Source organism: Rahnella aceris (assembly GCF_011684115.1).
Taxonomy (GTDB): Bacteria; Pseudomonadota; Gammaproteobacteria; order Enterobacterales; family Enterobacteriaceae; genus Rahnella; species Rahnella aceris.
In genome coordinates, this window is sequence record NZ_JAADJV010000001.1 from 1,494,754 (window position 1) to 1,516,801 (window position 22,048).

Here is a 22,048-nt window from a genome sequence, read left to right on the forward strand (position 1 = left end):
GCATGTTGGGGCTGGATGACCAGGTGATTGCAGCACTTCCCGAATTAGGCCATGGCCTGCTGATGACGCTGACACTTACCTTACTGGCGGCGCTGCTGAGCCTGGTGTGCGGGCAAATCATCTGCTTTATCCAGCTACGCAATGCCTGGCTGTGGCGCGTCACCGGGCGGTTGTATGTCAGCCTGATGCGTGGCACACCGGCTATCGTGCAGCTCTTTGTGGTGTTCTTCACCCTGCCGCGTCTCGGCCTCGGCGGTCAGCCAATGCTGGCGGCGGTGCTGGCGATTGGCCTGAACAGCGGGGCGTACGTCGCGGAAATCTTGCGGGTTAATCAGAGTCTGGTGACACGCGGACAACGTGAAGCGGCGCGCACGCTGGGGCTGAACCGCTGGCTGACGTGGTGGTATGTGATCAACCCGCAGGTGATCCGCGCCAGCCTGCCGATGCTGGTGAACGAGTTTACGATTTTGCTGAAAACTACGCCGCTGGCGTCCGTGGTGGCGCTGACCGAACTGACCTATGCCGGACAAATCGTTATCGCCCGCACTTACGACGCCACTCAGGTGCTGTTGCTGGTGTCAGCCGGGTATCTGCTGATCGCCCTGCCGCTGATCAGCGCGGTACGGCATCTGGAAGCCAAGCGGAGGATGGCGTAATGGACTGGCAGGCTATTCTTACCGCATTACCGTCGCTCGGCGCAGGCATGATTGCCACGTTAAAACTTTGTGCCATTGCGGCGATCTGCTCGCTGTTATGGGGCACGCTGATGGCCGTCGCGCTGATGCGTGCCCCGCCATTCTGGCAACGGTTGCTGCATCTTTACACCAGCCTGACGCTGGCGCTTCCACTGCTGATCGTTATTTATCTGCTCTATTTCGTCCTGCCGGAATACGACATCACCTTTACCTCGCCGCAGGTCGGCGTGCTGGCACTGACGTTATATTACGCGCCGTATATCGCGCAGGTCGTACGCTCGGCGATTGAGATGTTACCGCGCGGCCAGTGGGAAGCCTGTCGTGTTTTAGGGCTGAGCCGCACGGAACAACTTCGCGACGTGGTGTTGCCACAAACGCTGCCGCAGATGTTATCGCCACTGGTCGGGCTGATGATCGGCCTGATTAAAGACTCCGCCCTGCTGTCGATTGTATCGGTGCAGGAGTTTATGTACGCCGCCAAACAGGCGATTTCTGAGACTTACGCGCCGCTGGAGATTTATCTCACGGTCGCGCTGTGTTACTGGGTGCTGAACAGTCTGATTGACTGGCTGGCGCGCCATATTGAATTTCGCATGACGCGCTACCGTCGCAGCATGCAACATTAATCAGGAGAAAAAAATGTCGGCTGAATTTGAGCATCGTGACATCCAGTTGATTGCCGCCCGCCACGGTAAAGCCGTGCGTCTGGCGAAAGGTGAAGCCGTGCAGGTGGTGAATTTGTACGGCACCCAGGTGGTGGATTGCTGGGCGTATAACGCCGAAGACGTCAGTGAATATATGTGTATGGAAGCCACCCGTGTCTGGAACCAGCGGCTGAATCCGCAGGTCGGCGACAGCTTTATCACCAGCCAGCGCCACCCGATTCTGACGCTGGTCGCCGACACCTCACCCGGCGTGCACGACACCTTTATGGCCGCGTGCGATGCGCGTCGTTACGAGTTACTCGGCTGCACCGAACCGCACCGCAACTGCCACGACAACCTGTTTGAAGGCATGGCGGAACTGGGCGTAACACTGCCGCACGGCAATCTGGCCTCGTTCAACATCTTCATGAACATTCAGGTTCAGCCGGATGGCCGTACCCTGAAAACCTTGCCGGTGGTGACGCGCCCTGGCGACTACATTATCCTGCGCGCCGAAATGGACTGCTACGTCGCCTTCTCCGCCTGCCCGCAGGACATCGTCAGCATTCAGGGCCTGGGCGACAACACTCCGCGCGATGCCGAATTGCGCATTCTGACCGCAGGCTTCCCGCAGGTGAAATTGCAGGGCGCGTGGGTGCCAGAGGGGGTTTAAAGGCAGAAGAAAAGCCAAGCTCGCTGATGGCTTGATCAACGCTTCCCCCTGTGAAGGGGGAAGTTGGGAGAGGGTTTTAAACGTTATCTCAGCCTAAGCACATTTAAAATTTCAGAGGGATAAAACCGCCCTTTTATCTTCCTGCGGGTTCCGGCCTTACTGCGCCTTCCAGCGCCGCCCGTAATTCACTTTCGGTCATCCGCACACAATAAGACGGCATGCCGCGCTGGAAGCGCCAGCCTTCGGAAAGAGCGCCTGCATCGACGGCGTCAAAACCAAAGGCGTCATACAGCGCGATCACCGCCTTTTTCGTTTCCTCATCATCACCGGCTACGGGCAGAGCGCGACGTTGCGGGTCGCCAGCGGGTAAACCGTCGTTTTCGAGATCGGTCATCTGAATCGCATTGAATGCTTTGGTGATTTCTGAATGCGGCAGGAAGCCCGCGAGATATTCGCTGGTAGTCGTTGTCTGATCGTCCAGTTCTGCCACCTGACCGTCACGTTCAGGGTAATAATTTACGGCATCGATGACCGGTTTTCCGGCAATCTCCGCCACGGGCAGTTGTCCGATAGCCGTCAGTGGCACGGCAATCACCACGATATCGCCAAAAGCAGCCGCTTGCGTCGCGGTACCGATTTCGCAACCGATCATCGGCTTCAGGCTGAACAACGTCTGAGGACCGCGAGAATTACTCAGCATCACCTGATGTCCGGCTTTGATCGCCAGTTTTGCCACCGCCCTGCCTACGAACCCTGCACCCAAAATGCCTATTTTCATGATTCTTACCTTTCATTTTGTTGTCGATAGGGTAAGAATAATTCCACACTGAACATTGATAAATCGCCACCACAGACATAAACAAACAACAAACAAGAGGGAATCATGGATCGCTTAACCAGCATGAACGTGTTCGTCAGAACCGCTGATCTGGGTTCTTTCGCAGCGGCGGCAGAAGCGTTGCGTATTTCGCCGCAGATGGTGGCCAAACATATCGCCCGGCTGGAATCGCGGCTGGGGACGGCACTGATCAACCGCACGACGCGGCGTCAGCACCTGACAGACATCGGGCGCAGTTATTATGAGCGCTGTAAAATCGTACTTTCAGAAGCCGAGGCAGCGGATGCTATCGCCCTCGAAATGAAAGTCACGCCTTCCGGCACGCTGCGTGTTAATGCGCCGGTCACCTTCGGCACCTCCTCACTGGCACCTTTCATTACGCATTATCTGGCGCAGTATCCGGAGACGCAGATCGAACTGACGCTCAGCGACCGCATGGTCGATCCGGTCGAGGAAGGCTATGAGGTGATCCTGCGCATTGGCGAACTGAGTGACAGCCAGATGATTGCTTATCCGCTGCGGCCATACCGGCTGATTGCCTGTGCCTCGCCGGGCTATCTTGCACAAAATGGCGCACCGGAAACCCCGGCGGAACTGGCGACGCATTCCTGTCTGGTTTACGGAATCTGGTCGCCACAGGCCCCCTGCCGCTGGCAATTTTACCAGGACGGGAAAATGCAGGAAATCCATCCGCAGGGCCGTCTGCGCTCGAATGACTGGCGCGCACTGCTGCATGCTGCCGTCAGCGGATATGGCGTGACGCTGGGGCCGGAAGATGTGCTGCGCGAGGAGATCAACGCCGGACGACTGGTGCAGGTATTGCCTGATTACGACGGACCTTCAAGACCCATGCATATCCTCACACCCGCCGGTCTGCGACAGACCGTGAAGATCCGCAGTTTTATTCAGGCGGTGCGGGAGGCTTTCGGCTGAGGCATCCGTTCCCCATAAAAAAACCCACGCTCACACGTGGGTTTTTCATTTTAAAGCATTAACCTTCTGTCGCTTACCGCTTCGCCAGCGCCGCCGCATTCTTACCGGCGAGAATGCCGAAGATAATAATATCGGCGACAGCGTTACCGCCGATGCGGTTTGCGCCATGGATGCCGCCGACCACTTCGCCTGCGGCCCAGGCACCGGTGATCACCTGTTTTTGCACATCAAGCACGGCGGTATCCGGGCTGATGGTCACACCGCCCATGGTGTGATGCACGCCCGGCGCGATGCGGATAGCAAAGAACGGCCCCTGATTGAGCGGATGGCGCAGCGCAGTGGCACGTCCAAAGTCTTCGTCCTTTTTCTCCACCACAAACAGATTGTAGCGCAGCAGGGTTTCCGACAACGTGTGAGGATCCATATTGAGTTTTACTGCCAGTTTCTCCGGCGTTGGCGCGCTTATCACAAAGCCTTTGGCGATATACTCGTCAGCCGCTCTGTTATTCGACCGCACCTGTTCATCGAAGATTACCCACGCACTTTTCTCCGGTAAGGCGATAATTTCAGCCGAGACTTTATCGCGGGTTTCCATCTCGTTATAGAAACGCTTTCCGGCCTGGCTGATCAGGATCGCGCCGCCGCCGCGAATGGCTTCGGAAATCAGATAAGACGTGGTCTGTTCCACCGTCGGGTGGATCTGGATTTCACCCATATCCACCGTGTCCGCGCCCAGTTTCTGTAGCAAGGCAATCCCGCTGCCGGTCGCACCCGCATGGTTGGTGGTCACAAAACCATCCAGTTCCGGGCGATATTTCACCACCATCTCGCGGTTAGCACTGAAACCGCCGGTGGCGACAATCACGCTTTTCGCATTCAGAATGCGGCTGTCATTATATTCATCCACCACTTTCACGCCGGTCACCACGCCGTTTTCGGACAGGATTTCGGCGACGGAGGTTTCAAGCAGCACTTCGATATCGCGCTTGTTAATATTTTTCACCAGGCCGCTGATCAGGAAACCACCAACGGCGGAACGATCCGCCGGACGGTGTGTACGGTCGATACTCATCCCGCCGGTGATGGTGATGTCATTCAGTTCAATCTCTTTCGCCGCCAGCCATTCGACGGCTTCCGGTGCCAGTTCCACAAACTCTCTCAGCAGCACTGGGTTGTTTTTGAACTTGCCGCCTTTCAGCGTTTCTTCATAGAACAGGTCTTTGCTGTCTTCGATGCCTTTCAGTTTCTGGAAACGGGTTTCTGCGGCGTTCATCCCGACGGAGGCTTTGATGGTATTGCCGCCGATAGTGGGCATCTTCTCGATAATCACCACATGCGCGCCTTCGTCGTGCGCCTGAATCGCTGCAGCCAGCCCTGCGCCGCCGCTGCCGATCACCACGACATCGTAGTTTTGCGGTGCCTGCGGGTTGCCGCCTTCTTCGATGACGTGTTCTTTGCTGGAAGTTGCCAGCGCGCGGGAAACGGCTTTTTTCAGCGCCTCACTCTGGGTGGTCGCACCGGTAATGGCATCGACGTGCGGGCTGTTGGCGACCAGCATGCGCGTACGCAGGCTTTCGAAGGTGGTCGTGAAATCGACGTCCAGCGAGTCGTCTTTCACCAGCGCGATATCGGTAATACGGTCAGTGTCGAGCGTGACGCTGATTTTCAGTTTCAGCGCTTCGGCTTCGACTTTCTCCTGATACACCCCGGCTTTGTATTTACGGCCGGTGACGCTGGTGTCGCGGATCATGGCGTCAACCAGAGAGAAGCGCCACAGCGGTTCAGGGATGTTCAGTTCTTCGCGTTTATGGCTGTCGATAAACAGCTCAAGATGATCGTTATTGACGATGCGGTCAGCCCAGTCCGGATAAGCAATACAGGCTTTACCCACCGCGATCAGATCAAAACCGTATTCCAGCCCTTTTTCGGCATCAGCTTTATTGATCACGCCGCCGACGCCAATCACCGGCACTTTAGCCAGTGTTTCAGAGCGCATGGCACGGAATTTAGTGATCAGCGGCGTCGGGTCCTGCGTATCGACGATAGAGGGACGCAACAGTTGTCCGACCGAGAAATGCACATAGTCCAGCCCGCGCGCAGCGAGTTTTTCCAGCAGATACATCGTGTCGTCAAAACGGATGCCCGGCACTTCCAGCTCTTCCGGCGAAAAACGGTAGCCGATAATGAAGGAGGCGTCGGCAAAGCGCTCTGCCATTTTGTGGGTGATGTCGAGCACTTCCAGCGGGAAACGGGCGCGTTTGTCGCGGTCTCCGCCCCATTTGTCGGTGCGCTGGTTGGAATTCGGCGAGTAAAATTGCTGGATCAGATAGGTGTTTGCGCCGTGGATTTCCACACCATCGAAACCGGCTTTAATGGCGCGGTTAACGGCATCACCAAATTTGGTGATCATGGTTTCCACTTCTTCGCCGGTCAGTTCTTTTGGCCGGGTCGCGCCTTCACGGGGTGCAGCGATGGCGCTTGGGGCGACAGGCGTACGGCCGCCGATCAGCTCCGGTTCCACCATTCTGCCACCGTGGTAAATCTGTAAAATCGCTTTCGAGCCTTTGGATTTAATGGCATCGGCAATTTTCTTCAGACCGGCAATTTTATTGTCGCTGTCGATAGCGATAGCACCCGGAAACGCCGGGCCCATGCGGTCAATGAAGCAACATTCGACGATGATTGTGCCGATGCTGCCAGCACGGTCACGGTAATATTCCACCAGTTCACTGGTGACGGTACCGTCATAAAAGCCGGTGCAGGTAGTCATCGGGGCCATCAGCAGACGGTTTTTCAGTACCGCACCGTTTGGCAGCGTGAGCGGATTCAGTACCGGTGTCAGCTTATTCATTATGATCAACTCCGAAATCTGTAAGTCTTGAATTTTTCCATGACCGCATTACTTACCGTAAAAAACTACGTTTAATTAAGCAATCCGAAGCAGGCGAATATAGAAATCTGTTAGCTAATTTATTTGCATCAGGCGATGAAATTGGCGTTATAAACGTGCTGAAAACAGGAGTTGTTTATTTATCCGACACAGAAACCCATGCCACCTTCAATTGTTAATGATGAGTTAACAAAAATCAACATTAGAATAACATAAAAAATCTCACCTTCAAAATCATAGAGTTGACTGCAACAACTGGCGTTTACGCAAATTTACTCTACATTCACTTAAACGGATTATTTCGATAAATAAATAACCACACTTATTGTAATGATACCGTATTGATATAAGTGAATGTATTGCGTCATTCAGGCTAAGAATAAAAGTAACATCTTAATTTCGTCACAGTGGACCCGCTGTCATTGCGTACCGCTTAACGCATTTAAGTTCGAAAGAAATTAATGGTTTTCCGAATCAGAACACCATCTTTGATAACCGTGGCGTAACGCTCACACTCAATTACGGGCAGACAAAATTTATGAAACCCACATCGACATTGAATGTTCCCGGCAAGGCCGATCCGGCCTCCGGGGGACTAAAAAAACGTCTGATTATGTTGTTCCTGCAGGTGCTGGTGGCGGTGCTTTTACTGCTGACGCCGGTCCCCACCGGGCTTGAACCCTATGCGTGGCATTTCTTCGCCATCTTTGTCGGCGTGATTGTCGGCCTGATTTTCGAGCCCTTGCCCGGCGCCGTGATCGGCCTGACCGGCGTGGTGGTGATCGCCCTCTTCAGTCAGTGGCTGTTATTCAGCCCGGCCGAAATCGCCAACCCGAAATTTAAAATGCCCACCGAGGCGTTCAAATGGGCGGTGAGCGGCTTCGGCAACTCGACGGTCTGGCTTATTTTTGGCGCGTTTATGTTTGCCGCAGGATATGACAAAACGCAGTTTGGTCGCCGTCTGGCGCTGATTCTGGTGAAATATCTTGGCCGTCGCAGCCTGACATTAGGTTACGCCATTACCTTTGCGGATCTGTTGCTGGCACCTTTCACGCCGTCCAATACCGCACGCAGCGGCGGAACCATTTACCCGATCATCGCCAACCTGCCGCCGTTATACGGCTCCAAACCCAATGACCCTAGTGCGCGCAAAATCGGTTCTTATCTGATGTGGGTGGCGATTACCGCCGCGTGTATCACCAGTTCGATGTTCCTGTCGGCGCTGGCCCCGAACCTGCTGGCACTGGCGCTGGTGAAAAGTATCACCGGCTTTACGATTTCCTGGGGTATGTGGTTCCTGGCGTTCCTGCCGCTGGGGGTGCTGCTGATCCTGACCATGCCTTTGCTGGCCTACTGGTTCTATCCGCCGGAAGTGAAGATTAATGACGAGGTGCCGCGCTGGGCGAAAAGCGAACTCGACAAACTGGGTAAGCTGTCGCGTAACGAAATCCTGCTGCTGATCTTTGTGTGTTCTGCGCTGCTGATGTGGATTTTTGCCGCTGCGTGGATTGAACCCGCGCTGGCTGCGTTGCTGGTCGTGGTGCTGATGCTGTGGACCGGCGTGCTGAACTGGAACGATATCACCAGTAATAAACCGGCCTGGAACACCTTCGCGTGGTTTGCGACGCTGGTCGCGCTGGCGGATGGTCTGGCCCGCGTTGGTTTTATTGCCTGGCTGGGTAAAGAAGGCGGTCAGTTACTCGACGGATTCGACCCGCAGGTCGCGGCAGTTATGCTGCTGATTGCGTTCTTCCTGCTGCACTACCTGTTCGCCAGTACCACGGCGCATACCACCGCGCTGTTACCGGCGATGCTGACCATTGCGGCGGCTATTCCGGGCATCAATATGCCGGTTTACTGCCTGATGATGGTGACCTCGCTGGGCGTGATGGGGATCATCACCCCGTACGGCACCGGCCCTAGCCCGATTTATTACGGCAGCGGCTATCTGCCAACCAAAGATTACTGGCGCCTCGGTACCATCTTCGGCGCGATTTTCCTCGGCGGCATGATGCTGATTGCCTATCCGTGGATGGTGCTGATGTTCTGATGAACGACTCTGCCAGACTGCGTGTTGCAGTCTGGCAATGCCTCCTGACTCCCGGCAACCGCCCGTCACTCCTGTAGAAAATAATGCTTACCGAGAATGGCTGCGCCGTCATCAATCGATTTGTGGATAAGCTTCACGCAGCGTTTAGCGTCGCCCGCTTCCAGCGCCACCAGCAGTTGATCGTAATTATGCTGGCCCTGCGCCATATGCGGTGACTGCGGATAAAGATAGTTAAAACACGGACCAATCTGCACCCACAACTGCTCAATCAGCGCGGTCAGCGTGGGCATCGCGGCCATTTCATACAGAGTGAAACGAAACTCCCGGTTAGCCTCTAAAGCGTCCTCAACGTTATTTTCCACTTTCGCCGCCATAAATCGGGTATTCAGCGTTTTCAGCAAAGCGAGGTGTTGCGCAGTGATCTGCCCGCAGGCTTGCGATACCGCCAGCCCTTCAAGATTTTTGCGGATAAGGGTGATTTCCTGATACCGCGCCAGCGCAATTTTAGGCACCAGAAAAGCCTGTGCCGGTGTCGCATCAAGCGCGCCCGCCGACACCAGACGCAGCAACGCTTCGCGCACCGGCGTCACGCTGGTGCCCAGTTTTTCAGCAATTTCTTTGGTCACCAGCCGCGCGCCCGGTTTGAGTACGCCGACAATTAATGCCCCTTTCAGTTTGGCCTCCACCTGCATAGTGAGGCTGACACGCTGCGCTTTTTCCATCTCAAACATCTGACGTTTTCCTTTAGCAAAATAATGGCTTTTCTTTTGCGGTTTAATCTGTAGCTTGCCAAAAATACATTATATAGGATATATCATGTATTGAGGAATTGAATACTGATTGACCGTTTTTGTGACGCACAACCTTCACGTTAATTCCGTCAACTCTTCTGGCGGCTTCACTTTGGGAATGACCGTAATGAGAATACCTGCCTTTAAACCGGCTTCACTGGCCCTGCTTATCAGCCTGACAACACCGGCTGCTTTCGCCTCTGAACTGGTGATCGCCCAGCCAGCTTCCGCCACGGCGATGGATCCGGGTTTCCTGAAAGAGTCTGCCACACTGGTGGATAACCTCTTTGATACGCTGGTGCTGCGCGACGCCAATATGCAGTTGCAACCGGGGCTGGCGACAAGCTGGAAATCACCCGATGATACCACCTGGGAGTTCACCCTGCGTCAGGGTGTGAAGTTCAGCGACGGCGAGCCGGTCAATGCGCAGGCGGTGAAATTCTCTATCGACCGTATTCTGGATCCTGCGAATCACGCGCCGACCATTTCGTATATCCGCACCATCAAATCCGTGGAAGTTACCGGCGATTATCAGGTGAAAATCCACACCACCGGCCCCGACCCGCTGCTGCCAACCCGCATGAGTCGCTACCCGACCTATATTGTGCCACCGGCGTATGTCACCAAAGTCGGTGCTGCGGAATTTGCCCGCAAACCGGTGGGTTCCGGCGCGTACACCCTCACCGCATTTATTCCCGATGAAAAAGTGGTGATGCAGGCCAATCCGGATTACTGGCGCGGCAAGCCCGCCATCGATACCGTCACCTGGCGTCCGATCCCGGAGGCCACCGGGCGCATCACCGCCCTGCTGACCGGCGAAGTACAACTGGTTGATGGCGTACCGGCCGATCTGGTGCCGGCGCTGAAAAATAAACCGGGCGTGCATCTCGAACAGGTAAAAAATGGCGGACTGACCATTTACCTCGGACTGAAGAACGACCAGAAACCGCTGAATGATGTGCGCGTCCGTCAGGCGTTATCACTGGCGCTGAACCGCACGGCCTATACCCGCGATTTACTGCACGGTTTCGGCACGCCGACCGGCACCATGGCCGGACCGAAAGATTTTGGCTATGAGGCGATCCCTGCACCGGCGCAGGACATCGCCAAAGCCAAAGCGTTACTGGCAGAAGCGGGCTATCCGCAAGGCTTCACCCTGCGCTTCCAGGCACCCCGCCGTTATATTGCCAGTGCAGACGTCGCCCAGGCGATTGTGCAGGATCTGGCAGCCATCGGCGTGAAAGCGCAACTCGAAGTGCCGGAATGGTCGGTCTATACCCAGCAGGTCGCGGCGCAGAAACAGGCACCGATGTACATGCTGGCGTGGGGATCAACACAGACGCTGGACGCCGATGCCGCGCTTTATCCGATCCTGCACTCCGGCGAGCCGTATTCTACGGTGAATTCGCCTGAACTGGATGCCCTGCTGAACAGCAGTCGTACCACGGTCGACCCGGCCAAACGTGAGAAGATTTTGCAGCAGATACAGCAGGTTGTCGCCAGTCAGCAACCTCTTATTCCCCTGTACAAAGAAGATTCCCTGTATGCCAGTGCCGACAACGTGACCTTCACCGGCCGCGCCGATTCGCGGATCCCGCTGTTTGACCTGAGGATGAAATGATTTCACTGCGTACAACCCTGCAAAGGAAATCCCGCCGCCGGTTTTACGGCGACGGGCTCCTCGGCGGACTGTTGCTGCTACTGGTGATTGTCCCGGCGCTGCTGGCGCCGTGGCTGCCCCTGCCGGATCCGCTGACCAATGATCTGGCTGCGGCCTTTTCCTCGCCGGGCGGCCATCATCTGCTGGGCACCGATCAACTGGGGCGCGATTTGCTGTCGCGTATTTTATCCGGTACGCGACTTTCGCTGATGGTGGTGTTGCTGGCAGCGTTAATTGCGGCGGTGACGGGCTCGGCGCTGGGCATGATTGCCGGTTATACCGGCGGCTGGCTCGACGCGCTGATCATGCGCCTGATGGACATCCAGCTGGCGGTGCCGTTCATCCTGCTGATCTTACTGGTGATGGCGCTGTTCGGCGCGTCACTCACCAATATCATTGTGATCATGGGCGTGACCAGTTGGGCGATTTATGCCCGTGTCGCCCGTGCCAAAACGCTGGAAATCCGCGAGCTGGAATTTATTGAATCGGTCAAAGCCATGGGATTTTCCACTCCGCGCATTTTGCTGCGCCATGTGCTGCCCAGTCTGATGACCCCGCTGATCGTGCTGCTGACGCTGGATATTCCGCGCCTGATCGTGCTGGAAGCCTCGATTGGTTTTCTCGGCATGGGCATTCAGCCGCCGACGCCGACGCTCGGTAATCTGATCGGCGAAGGCCGTTCTTATATGCTGCTCGCACAGTGGCTGGTGCTGTATCCGGGGCTGGTGATTGCCGCACTGGTGATTGGCTGCAACCTGCTCGGCGACAGCCTGCTGCGTAAAACCCACACGAGGCTCGACTGATATGCTGCGTTATATCTTGCAACGCCTCGGGCAGTCAGTGCTGGTGATGTTTGGCGTGTCGCTGCTGATTTTTTACAGCCTGCACCTGACCGGCGATCCGGCTGCGGTCATGATGCCGCCGGGCTCCAGCCAGCAGGAAATCGACAATTTCCGCCACAGCATGGGCTTTGACCGTTCTCTGACGTGGCAGTACTGGCATTATCTGACCGGCGTTTTACAGGGCGATCTGGGCGAATCACTGCGCTACAGCCAGCCGGTCACCGAACTCATCGGCCAGCGCGTTCCCGCCACCCTGCTGCTGGCCATTACCGCATTGCTCTGGAGCACCGTCGCCGGTTTGCTGCTCGGCATCGTCAGCGCGTTATATCAGAACACACTATGGGATCTGGTCTCACGCCTGCTGGCCTTCAGCGGTCAGGCGGTGCCAGTGTTCTGGCTTGGCCTGCTGCTGATCATCGCCTTCAGCCTGAACCTGCGCTGGTTGCCGTCCGGCGGTTATGGCAGCGCCAGTCAGCTGGTGATGCCTGCCATCAGCCTCGGCGCGTATTACATGAGCGCCATTGCGCGGCTGATCCGCGCCAGTCTGATTGACGTTCTGCAACAAGATTACATCCGTACCGCCCGCGCCAAAGGGCTGAGCCGCTGGCGGATTGTGGTTCGCCACGGTTTACGCAATGCGCTGATCCCGGTCATTACTGTGCAGGGAATGTATTTCGCCTCGCTGCTTGGCGGTGCGCTGGTGACCGAAATCATTTTTGCCTGGCCGGGTATTGGTCGCCTCGCCGTTCAGGCGATCCAGAACCGTGATTTCCCGCTGGTACAGGCCATTGTGCTGCTTGCTGCATTGGTGTTTGTCGGCATCAACCTGATTATCGATTTGCTCTATGTGGTACTCAATCCGAGGATCCGCCTGTGACACATCCCGTTCCCCCGGCGCTGCAACCGACGCTCGATTTGCTCCATGCGATGACGCCGTTCGCCAGCGTTTCCGGCCAGCTCAGCCCGCAGCGTGAGCTGGCGCAGTGGCTGGAAGACTGGATACACCAGAATCTGCACGGCGTGCCGGTATTGCCGGTCAGCCAGCAGAACGACGAAAACACGCCGCCGCTGGTGCACATGCGCATTGAGCGTCAGGCGGCAAAAACGCTGGTGCTGTACAACATGTACGACGTCATGCCCGCCACGGATGAAGGCTGGGAATTCCCGCCCTTTACCGGCGGTATTACCGAATGGCCGGGCACCGGTGCGGTGTATATCGCACGCGGCGCAGAGAACAATAAAGGGCCACTGGCAGGCATGCTGATGGCGATAAAATCGCTGTGTGACGCAGGCGGGCCGGACGTTAATCTCGAGATCATTCTCGAAGGCGAGGAAGAAACGGGCAGTGGCCGGTTACGGCGTTACCTGGCGCAGGAACCCTGTCCGGTGCCGTCCGCCGGGGCGGTATTTTTCCCTTCGCTGTGTGAATACGGCGGCGGCGCACCTCGCGTGTATCTCGGTTTCAGCGGACTGAGCGGCGGCCGTTTACGGGTCAGCGGCGGCGCATGGGGTGGCCCTCACGCGGCTATCCATGCCAGTAACGCCAACTGGATTGCCAATCCCGTCTGGCGGCTGGTTCATGCCCTTCATGCCATTGCACCCGCCGAAAACAGCGGCGTCATCGCCCGTCAGACGGTGGATGAACCGGCAAACCGGCTGCTGCATACCCTGGCGCAACAGTTCAGCATCAGCGATGAACTACACTTTCGCCGCAGTGAAAAATTATCGGTCAGCGGCGATACGCTGGCCTGCCTGCAACAACTGATCAACGGCGCGGTGCTCAACATTTCAGAAATCTGCAGTGATCCGCAACAGGCGCGGGGCGTGATCCCGCACAGCGCCAGCGCGGAACTCGCGCTGCGCGTACCGCCTGGCATTGACGGTGAAAACCTGCTGGCGGCAATCCGCCAGACGCTCAGCCGGGCGGAATTCGACGGCGTGGAACTTGAGCTGGACGACAGTTACCCCGGCCACCGTTTCCCGCGCAACAGCCCCGGCGTCGATGCCCTGCTCGCCAGCTATCAGGCTCAGGGCGCGCAACCGCAGGTCTGGCCGTGGGCACCCGGCTGCGCACCGGCGTATACCTTTGCCCGCATCGCACCGGCCTTTCTGATTGGCGGCCTCGGCCACGGCGGCAATGCGCACGGCGTGAATGAATTTGTCACCCTGCGCGGGCTGGAACGCTTTCAGCAATCCGTCACCGACTGGATCCGTTTTTACGCCCGCGACACCCCTTTTTCTGCTTTGCCGGAATAATCCGGCGAGGCTTTGCGTCAACATCCGGGAATGTTTTAAAAGATAATCACCAGGAAAATTATGATGAAACAAGCAGATGATTTTGAACGTGTTTCACTGGGATTCTTCCCCACACCGCTCGAACGCCTGAGCACACTCGGCGACTCACTCGGCATCACGCTGGATATCAAACGTGATGATTACACCGGATTCGGCGGCGGCGGTAATAAAGTCCGCAAACTGGAATATCTGATGGCCGATGCCTGCCGCAAGCAGGTCAATGTGGTTATCACCACCGGCGGGCATCAGTCCAACCATGCCCGGATGGTGGCGGCGGCGGCGCGTAAGTTCGGCATGAAACCGGTGCTGGTGCTGCGCGGCCATCAGCCGGAAACCTATCAGGGCAATCTTCTGCTCGATAAACTGTTCGGCGCGGAGCTGGAGTTTCTCGACCCTGACGGCTATTTCACCCAGATTGAAGGGGCGATGAATGCCCATGCCGACGCGGCACAGGAACGCGGTGAAAAAGCGCTGATTATCCCGCTCGGCGGCGCCACGCCGCTCGGTGCGCTGGGTTATGTGCGCGCTATCGAAGAAATGGACGTCCAGCTTAAAGAACGTCATCAGTTGCCGCCGGACGTGATTGTCGCGCCGACCGGTTCCGGCGGTACGCTGGCCGGGCTGTATGTCGGCGCACGTAAATACTGGCCGGACACCAAAATCGTGGGTATCAGCGTAAGCGCCAAAGCGGAATGGTTCCGGACACGAATTTCTGCCATGGCGCAGGATTGTGCTGATTTGCTGGAATGGCCGCAACACTGGACGCCTGACGATATCTGGATTGAAGACGAATTTGTCGGCACCGCCTACGGCGTGCCCTCTGACGGCGGCATTGATGCCATCTACCGCGTTGCACAGGCCGAAGGTTTGCTGCTGGATCCGGTCTACACCGGCAAAGCCATGCACGGGCTGATCAGTCTGGTGGAGCAAGGCAAAATCAGCGCCGGTTCACGGGTGATTTTCGTGCACTGTGGCGGCTCACCGGCGCTGTATCCGTTTGCACAGACCTTGCTGGAGCACTGAGATGACGCAGGGTTTTCGCTATCTGAATCAGCGGGATGTCATGGCGCTCGGCGGTACGCAGGCGCAGGCCGCGCTGGATGATGTGCGTGACGTTGTCACCTTAATGCGCCAGCAACAGACGCAGATGCCAGCGGAAACCCACGTCAGTCTTGCCGGTGCGCGGGGAAAAGCCTACGCGCTGCCCGCCTGCGTAGGCGGTCGTTTCAATGCCGCTGGCGTGAAATGGACGGCACATCGCCCCGATGCCCACGACGGGCTGCCGCAGGCGATGGCGATGACGCTGATTAACCGCGCAGATAACGGTCTGCCACTCGGGCTGGTGGAAAGCGCCGCGCTGACTGCCACCCGCACCGCTGCCGTCTCGGCGCTGGCGTTACGCCATGCCGCGCCGCGACCCGTACAACGCGTTCTGCTGCTCGGCACCGGCGTGCAGGCCACGGCGCATCTCGATATGCTGCGTCAGCTTTTCCCGGACCTGCAACAGGTCAGCTGGTGGAGCCGCAGCGCATCTGCTTTTGCCCCAGACAGCGACAACCTGCCGTGGCCGCTGGTCCGAATCACCGGTTTACCGCACGCCTGCGCACAAGACATCGACGCCGTAATCACCTGCACCAGCGCCGCCGAACCGCTGCTGGGCGCGGAGGCAATCCGCCCCGGAAGGCTGGTTATTCAGGTGGGTTATCACGAAGTCGCGTTTGAGGCGATTGCCCTCGCCACAAAAGTGGTGGTCGATTTGTGGGGAGATTTCTGCGAAACCAGCGCCAAAAGCCTCTTCCAGATGTACCGCGCCGGGCAATTTTCGCCGGATCGCGTTGATGCTGATTTAAGCAATCTGCTGCTCGATGGCTGGCGACCTGCGCCGGATGACAGTGTGTATTTCTCCTCGTTTGGCCTCAACGTTTTCGACATCGCCCTGGCGGCCCGTGTGCTGGCACTCGCGCAGCAGCGGGGAACCGGCACGCTGTTACCGCTTTTTCCGGAGTCATTTTACCTTGCCTGATTACTCTGCTTTCCCCTTGCCGCGCATCATTATCAGCGCCGCAGAGCTGCGTGAACGCCACAAAAATGGCGAACAGTTCGCGCTGATTGATGTGCGTGAGATCGCTCAGTGGCAGGCCGCAACCCTGCCGGGCGCGCATCATCTGAATGTTTATGATTACTTTATTCCCGACAGCACTGAAGCCGGTGTGAACAGCCTGTTCAATGCCTTTCAGCGTGCCTGGCAGTCGCTGGACATCCGTGACAACGTCACACCTGTTTTCTTTGAACAACAGGTCGGCATGCGCTCCCCGCGCGGTGCGTGGTTTGCGCTGTGCGGCGGCATCTGCCAGCCGCTGGTGCTCGATGGCGGGCTGGATGCCTGGCAACGCGCAGGCGGCGAGCTGATGCCGGGAACCGGCAACAGCGCAGTGATAAGCGCAGAAAATCCGGATTACCGTGCGCCAGACAGTACGGTGATCGCGCAACTTAATTCGCTGACGGCCACGCGGACGGAAGTGCTTGCGGCACAGGCGTCAGGCGCACAGATTCTCGACGCCCGGCGTCCGTCCGAATTCAGCGGTGAATTTGCGCATGAATGCTGTCACCGGGCAGGAAGAATTCCCGGTGCAAGATTGCTGTTCTGGGAGGATGTGGTGCATAACGGCGCGTTTCAGGATGCCGGAGAAATCCGCCATCGCGCGGAGAAAGCCGGACTGCATCCCGACCGGCGGATCATTATTTATTGTCACCGGGGCGCACGTGCCGCCACGGTATTCACCGCCCTGCAACTGGCGGGTTACAGGCAACTGGCCATTTATGTCGGCTCCTGGCATGAATGGGCGGAACATCCTGAACTGCCCCTGCTGACGGGTTTTAACTGACGTTGCGCAGTTGCAACGCCTGCCTGATATCCGGCGCTGCCGCCAGTAAAGTTTGCGTGTAAGGATGCTGCGGCGCGCCCAGCACCTGCGCCGTAAGCCCGCTCTCCACGATTTTGCCGTGATAAAGCACCACCACGCGGTCGCACACCTGTTTTACCGCAGCGAGATCATGGCTGATAAACAGCACGGTCAGACCGAGTTGTCGCCGGAGCTCATCCAGCAATGCCAGGATCTGCCCGCGAACCGAGAGATCTAACGCCGACACGGCTTCATCCGCCACCAGCAGTTCCGGCTCTAACGCCAGCGCACGGGCAATCGCCACGCGCTGACGCTGACCGCCGGAAAATGCGCCGGGCAACCGGCTGGCGTGGTGCGCTTCCAGCCCCACCAGCGTGAGTAATTCATCTACCCGCGCCTGAATCTGCCCGGCAGGACGCAATTTCCAGACACGAAGCGGCTCAGCAATTTGCTCACCGATGGTCATTTTAGGGTTCAGACTGGCGTACGGATCCTGGAAAATTATCTGTGCGCGGCTGCGCATTTTCTGCCGCGTGGCGTGACTGGCGCGGGTCAGGGAAACGCCATCAAATTCGATATCACCGCTGTCAGTTTCCGTCAGGCCAATGATCGCCCGCCCCAGCGTGGTTTTCCCCGAACCGGATTCGCCGATCAGCCCCAGAATTTCGCCGCGACGGATATCCAGCGACGTCGGAAAAAGCACCGTTTGCCGTTTTGCCGGTATGAAAGGTAAACGCTGCGCCTGCGGATAGCTTTTGGTCAGTTCACGCAAACGCACCAGCGGCGATGCCGCGCTGATTTCTGCGCTGAACGGACGCGGTTCGGGCTGGGAAGCGGCGATCAGTTTGCGGGTGTAAGGTTCCTGCGGATCGGTCAGCAGTGTTGCCACCGGCCCTGCTTCCACCAGATTTCCCTGATGCATGACGTAAGCGCGGTCAGCGTAACGCGCCACCACGCTCAGGTCGTGGGTGATCAGCAGCACGCCCATCTCCATTTCCTGCTGCAATTCCAGCAGCAACGCCAGAATCTGTGCCTGAATGGTGACATCCAGCGCAGTGGTCGGCTCATCGGCAATCAGCAGCGACGGCTTGCAACTGATGGCGCTGGCAATCATGACCCGCTGACGCATGCCGCCGGAAAGCTGGTGGATATACTGTTTCGCCCGTTGCTCAGGATTCTGGATCCCGACCCGATCCAGCAAAGCGATGGCCTCACGGTGCGCCTGCTTCCAGCCCAATCCCAGATGGCGCACCAGCACTTCAGCTATCTGTTCACCGACTTTCAGCACCGGATTCATGCTGGTCATCGGTTCCTGAAAAATCATCCCCAGTCGTTTACCGCGCACAGCCGTGTCAAACGCGCCCTGCGGGCTGGCAATCTGTTTATCAGCCAGCCAGATTTCACCGCCCGTCATACTCACACCCGGCGGCAGCAATCCCATCAGCGCCAGCGAACTCAGCGTTTTACCGGAACCGGATTCCCCCACCAGCGCCACCATTTCACGGCAATTCACCTGCAGGGAAAGCGGTTTGACCAGCGGTAATCCGGCATCGGTATGAATGGCGAGGTGGCGAACGTCGAGCAAGGGTCTGGCAGTCGTCATGGCGGTGATCCGGCGAAGAATTAAGCATTGAGAATATATCGTATATTCTCAGCCGACAACCTTAAAGACCGCCGTCGATAGATTAATTTCTGCTAATTAATCATGATTTATCAGGGTTTCACCCTCAGTCACAAAAACCTGCCGGCTGCCTGCCGGAGGGATTCGCAGAAAAGGCAGGTTAAGGGCATGCATGAGGAAATAATGTCGTCGGGCTGAAATGACAGCAACAGGGGTGCGTTATTTGCCAGATAGCATAAATAATCCCGGCAAAACGCGTTTGCCCATGGGTTCAGTTAATAGGCCAAAATTCCGATGGTAATAATAATAGTTATCACTTCCCAATATTTATTGCCACGTTGACGGAATGAGAACGTGTTGGCAAATAATTTTAAAATTAAGGTTAAGCTAATAATTCTTTCGTAAGATTCAGAATGTCGATCAATCCATTAAGGCAATCGCTATGAAATCACGAATTTGGAATATGTTACCCCATGAGTACGCCCCTTTTTTTCGTGCCCTGCACATCGTTGTGGCACTTTTAATACTTTCACAAATTATCAACTCCAACTTTACTGAAACTGAAGCGCTTGCCGGGCATGGCCTGGACAGCGTGATAACCTGGGTGCATGTAATTTCCGGGTCAGGGCTGATTATCTGTGGCTTCCTGATGCTTGGCTGGATGATGACCCAGAGAGGTTTTACTTACTATTTTGCCTGGGCTAAGCTGGATTTTGAGGGTATTAAACAAGATATCAATACGCTGATGAAATATCGCTTACCTGAAGCCCATTCCGGTGGCATTGCCAGTACTATTCAGGGGCTTGGTGTTCTGGCGTTATTATGCGTAGCCATATCGGGTGGATTATGGTTCTTACTCAATACTGTTGAATCTGATTTAGCGGATAAAATTATCGGGTGGCATAAGTTCCTTACTACTTTTATTGAAGTCTATTTTTATGCGCACGGTGCAATGGGGATTTTACACCTGTTAATTGAACGATATAAAAACCACTCACCGGCTATTAATGATTAACTTATTGCAGGCTGAGTCATGACATTTAATCATTTTTAATGATGTGATATCGCCTTTGGCGCGAAAAGCCACGCTCGCTGGGGTTGGCCGCGGATGAGGCGATCTCCTGTCGTTTATTACCCCCCATGAATGCGCAATTATTGTTCCGGCCTGAATGCATCAGGCCTCAAGAGACCTCCGGGCAAATGCTGTCTGTCAAACCTGCTCCACCGTACCGGGGCTTCCTGAAGCTGTAACGCGACCAGATTCCCCCGTTCTGCCCGCGAAAGTCTCGCGCTGGCCGCAGAGTTCTAAATCTCTTTCACCCGGGACGAGTCGTACACCTCCTGGGCCCGTTCCATTTCTGCTCCATGCTCCAGCGCCCATTCGTACAATGCAATAAACGTGAGAATTAAAATCGACCATTTATTAGTGATGTTTTCAAGAACAGGACGGGTTTTAGCTGTAACGTCCGCTCTGGCACTAAACGAACGCCCCACAAAAAGGATGTCACTGGGCAGCGGGAAGCGGATCTTTTACTTTGCACCTGTCAGACATTTGCATCCGCCATAAGCTTTATCGGGCTTATTGAGATGCTTCTGCAAGTAAGGCAGCCTGCACGGCAGGACGCGCATTGATATTTGCCATATACGCCGTTAATACAGGCCAGCGATTCAGTTCGATGGAAAAGAATTTACACCAACCCAGCACAGTGAAAAGGTAAGCATCAGCAACGCTGAACGACGGGCCCGTCAGATAGGCTTTTTCATTGAGCGTATCCTGCAGATAATCGAACCGCCGGAAGAGCTTTTCACGAAAGAGCGATCTGACGTCTTCAGGCAATGTGGAGTTGAACAGCAGTGCGGAGCCCGCATGTATTTCACTGGTGATAAAGTTTAGCCATTCCTGCAGACGCACTCGCGCCCAACTGTCCGCTCGCGGTGCCAGCCCCCTTTCCGGCTTCAAGTCAGCGAGGTATTGCACAATGGCCGGCCCTTCGGTGAGTATCTGACCATTGTCCAGTTCCAGCGCGGCGACATAGCCTTTTGGATTAATGATACGGAAGTCACGTCCGTCTGCGGTGAGCTTGCTTCTGTTGTCCACTTTGACCAGTTCAAATTCAAGCCCGAGCTCACGCAACACGATGTGGGGTGAAAGCGAACAGGTGTCAGGGGCGTAATAAAGTTTCATGGTCTCTCCGATAAAATTGAAAAGCTTTTTAGCAATGTGCTGGCCGTTCCTGAACACACTGTGCGTAATGTGTCTCGTGCTGTAAAATTAATGATTCATAAATTAACTATTAGCTGAGCTACTGATACCTATGATGAATCTTTTGCACTGGCGTTTACTGGTCGCCGTGGCGGATGCCAGCAATATCTCACGCGCCGCTGAAGAGGTGGGAATGACTCAGTCCGGCGCCAGTCAGGCTATCGCTCAGTTAGAGGCTTCACTTGGGTTCCCGGTGTTCACGCGTGAGCGTCGACACATCGGCGTCACCGCGCTGGGTGAGCAGGTTATCGAACAGGCAAGGATAATGCTTGAACGGCTGAACGCCATCCGCGTGCTGGCTGATGAGAGCCGCGGTTTAAAGGGCGGACGCATTCGCCTCGCCAGTTTTCCCTCGGTGACGTCCACATTTTTGCCTGGGCTGCTGCGCGACTTTAAGCGTCTGCATCCGGGCATCGACGTGGTGGTACTGGAAGGTACAGACGAGGAAGTGGAGGAATGGATTGCAGCAGACACTGTGGATCTGGGTGTGGTCATGAATCCCGAACCGGGACGAGCAGACGTTGTATTGGGACAGGATGCATGGGTGGCGGTCATGCCATCCCGTCATCCGCAGGGACAGAATGCAAAGGCGGATGGCATAACGCTAGAGGCACTGGCAGGCCAACCCTTTATTCTCGCGACAGGCGGATGTGTCGTTAATGGAAAAAGTCTGATGGAGCAGGCAGGCTTGCAGCTCTCTGATGTACGCGTAAAAGTACGGGATTGGGTCAGCGCCTGCATGCTGGTGCGTGAAGGCATGGGTGTGACGCTGATTCCGGAATCTGCCCTGCCAGCTGAATTGCGAGCCCTGTGCGTGCTGCCGGTGACACCTTCTATACACCGTGAATTTTGTCTTGTTTGTTCGCCATCCGGAAAGTCTTCTGGTGCGACACAGGCATTACTGCAAGGGCTGCGTAAAAGAGGAGGATGAGTAAAGTGCAGGCTACGGC

At 56.3% G+C, this 22,048-nt stretch carries 19 protein-coding genes; 14 read left to right on the top strand and 5 right to left on the bottom strand.

Annotation, left to right across the window (positions count from 1 at the left end; translation table 11 throughout):
* The first annotated feature begins 2 nt into the window (after positions 1-2).
* The 3 genes from GW591_RS06645 to GW591_RS06655 are packed head-to-tail and all read left to right on the top strand — an operon-like array spanning position 3 to position 2,012.
* Positions 3-656 (top strand): amino acid ABC transporter permease, encoded by a 654-nt coding sequence (locus GW591_RS06645; protein WP_013575612.1) that lies wholly within the window; start codon positions 3-5, stop codon positions 654-656.
* A complete protein-coding gene (locus GW591_RS06650) occupies positions 656-1,321 on the top strand; it encodes an amino acid ABC transporter permease (RefSeq protein WP_037034084.1) in 666 nt (221 codons plus the stop codon). The genes GW591_RS06645 and GW591_RS06650 overlap by 1 nt, the downstream gene beginning before the upstream one ends.
* Positions 1,322-1,334: 13 nt before the next feature.
* Positions 1,335-2,012 carry a DUF1989 domain-containing protein gene (locus tag GW591_RS06655; RefSeq protein WP_126124904.1) on the top strand — a complete coding sequence of 226 codons (678 nt, stop codon included), beginning with the start codon at positions 1,335-1,337 and terminating at the stop codon, positions 2,010-2,012.
* 133 nt (positions 2,013-2,145) lie between these two features.
* Here the strand turns inward: GW591_RS06655 and GW591_RS06660 are convergent, their stop codons facing one another.
* Entirely contained in the window at positions 2,146-2,790 is a 645-nt protein-coding gene (locus GW591_RS06660) for an NADPH-dependent F420 reductase (RefSeq protein WP_166860354.1), read from the bottom strand.
* A gap of 105 nt (positions 2,791-2,895) precedes the next feature.
* Between GW591_RS06660 and GW591_RS06665 the strand changes: the two genes are divergently transcribed.
* Positions 2,896-3,783: a LysR family transcriptional regulator gene (locus tag GW591_RS06665; RefSeq protein ID WP_153375494.1), complete on the top strand. Its 888-nt coding sequence runs from the start codon at positions 2,896-2,898 to the stop codon at positions 3,781-3,783.
* 73 nt (positions 3,784-3,856) lie between these two features.
* Here the strand turns inward: GW591_RS06665 and GW591_RS06670 are convergent, their stop codons facing one another.
* A complete protein-coding gene (locus GW591_RS06670; protein WP_166860359.1) occupies positions 3,857-6,634 on the bottom strand; it encodes a flavocytochrome c in 2,778 nt (925 codons plus the stop codon).
* A 577-nt stretch (positions 6,635-7,211) separates the two neighbouring features.
* Here GW591_RS06670 and GW591_RS06675 point away from each other — a divergent pair.
* Positions 7,212-8,723: an anion permease gene (locus GW591_RS06675; RefSeq protein ID WP_166860363.1), complete on the top strand. Its 1,512-nt coding sequence runs from the start codon at positions 7,212-7,214 to the stop codon at positions 8,721-8,723.
* Positions 8,724-8,788: 65 nt separating this feature from the next.
* Here the strand turns inward: GW591_RS06675 and GW591_RS06680 are convergent, their stop codons facing one another.
* Entirely contained in the window at positions 8,789-9,454 is a 666-nt protein-coding gene (locus tag GW591_RS06680) for a GntR family transcriptional regulator (protein WP_013575621.1), read from the bottom strand.
* 187 nt (positions 9,455-9,641) lie between these two features.
* On the opposite strand from GW591_RS06680, the gene GW591_RS06685 reads away from it, so the two are divergent.
* The 7 genes from GW591_RS06685 (at position 9,642) to GW591_RS06715 (ending at position 17,196) form a co-directional block, all read left to right on the top strand.
* Positions 9,642-11,135: an ABC transporter substrate-binding protein gene (locus tag GW591_RS06685; RefSeq protein WP_015689958.1), complete on the top strand. Its 1,494-nt coding sequence runs from the start codon at positions 9,642-9,644 to the stop codon at positions 11,133-11,135.
* Positions 11,132-11,977 carry an ABC transporter permease gene (locus GW591_RS06690; protein ID WP_013575623.1) on the top strand — a complete coding sequence of 282 codons (846 nt, stop codon included), beginning with the start codon at positions 11,132-11,134 and terminating at the stop codon, positions 11,975-11,977. Before GW591_RS06685 ends, GW591_RS06690 begins: the two co-directional genes overlap by 4 nt.
* A 1-nt stretch (position 11,978) precedes the next feature.
* A complete protein-coding gene (locus GW591_RS06695) occupies positions 11,979-12,893 on the top strand; it encodes an ABC transporter permease (RefSeq protein ID WP_013575624.1) in 915 nt (304 codons plus the stop codon).
* Positions 12,890-14,272: a M20 family metallopeptidase gene (locus tag GW591_RS06700; protein WP_166860367.1), complete on the top strand. Its 1,383-nt coding sequence runs from the start codon at positions 12,890-12,892 to the stop codon at positions 14,270-14,272. The genes GW591_RS06695 and GW591_RS06700 overlap by 4 nt, the downstream gene beginning before the upstream one ends.
* Positions 14,273-14,335: 63 nt before the next feature.
* Positions 14,336-15,334 (top strand): 1-aminocyclopropane-1-carboxylate deaminase/D-cysteine desulfhydrase, encoded by a 999-nt coding sequence (locus GW591_RS06705; RefSeq protein ID WP_112198620.1) that lies wholly within the window; start codon positions 14,336-14,338, stop codon positions 15,332-15,334.
* A gap of 1 nt (position 15,335) precedes the next feature.
* Positions 15,336-16,334: an ornithine cyclodeaminase gene (locus GW591_RS06710; protein WP_166860371.1), complete on the top strand. Its 999-nt coding sequence runs from the start codon at positions 15,336-15,338 to the stop codon at positions 16,332-16,334.
* On the top strand, positions 16,327-17,196 hold the full coding sequence (locus GW591_RS06715) for a sulfurtransferase (RefSeq protein WP_166860374.1): 870 nt from the start codon (positions 16,327-16,329) through the stop codon (positions 17,194-17,196). Before GW591_RS06710 ends, GW591_RS06715 begins: the two co-directional genes overlap by 8 nt.
* On the opposite strand, the gene GW591_RS06720 is transcribed toward GW591_RS06715, so the two are convergent.
* Positions 17,189-18,817, bottom strand: a complete 1,629-nt coding sequence (locus tag GW591_RS06720) for a dipeptide ABC transporter ATP-binding protein (RefSeq protein ID WP_126124907.1) — start codon at positions 18,815-18,817, stop codon at positions 17,189-17,191. The two genes, GW591_RS06715 and GW591_RS06720, sit on opposite strands and share 8 nt — an antisense overlap.
* 460 nt (positions 18,818-19,277) lie before the next feature.
* On the opposite strand from GW591_RS06720, the gene GW591_RS06725 reads away from it, so the two are divergent.
* Positions 19,278-19,850: a cytochrome b/b6 domain-containing protein gene (locus GW591_RS06725; RefSeq protein WP_013575630.1), complete on the top strand. Its 573-nt coding sequence runs from the start codon at positions 19,278-19,280 to the stop codon at positions 19,848-19,850.
* Between the two features lie 564 nt (positions 19,851-20,414).
* Here GW591_RS06725 and gstA read toward each other — a convergent pair.
* Positions 20,415-21,020 carry a glutathione transferase GstA gene (gstA, locus tag GW591_RS06730; RefSeq protein ID WP_121019309.1) on the bottom strand — a complete coding sequence of 202 codons (606 nt, stop codon included), beginning with the start codon at positions 21,018-21,020 and terminating at the stop codon, positions 20,415-20,417.
* A gap of 130 nt (positions 21,021-21,150) precedes the next feature.
* Here gstA and GW591_RS06735 point away from each other — a divergent pair, with 130 nt between their 5' ends.
* Positions 21,151-22,029, top strand: a complete 879-nt coding sequence (locus GW591_RS06735) for a LysR family transcriptional regulator (protein ID WP_081481099.1) — start codon at positions 21,151-21,153, stop codon at positions 22,027-22,029.
* Positions 22,030-22,048: the final 19 nt, after the last annotated feature.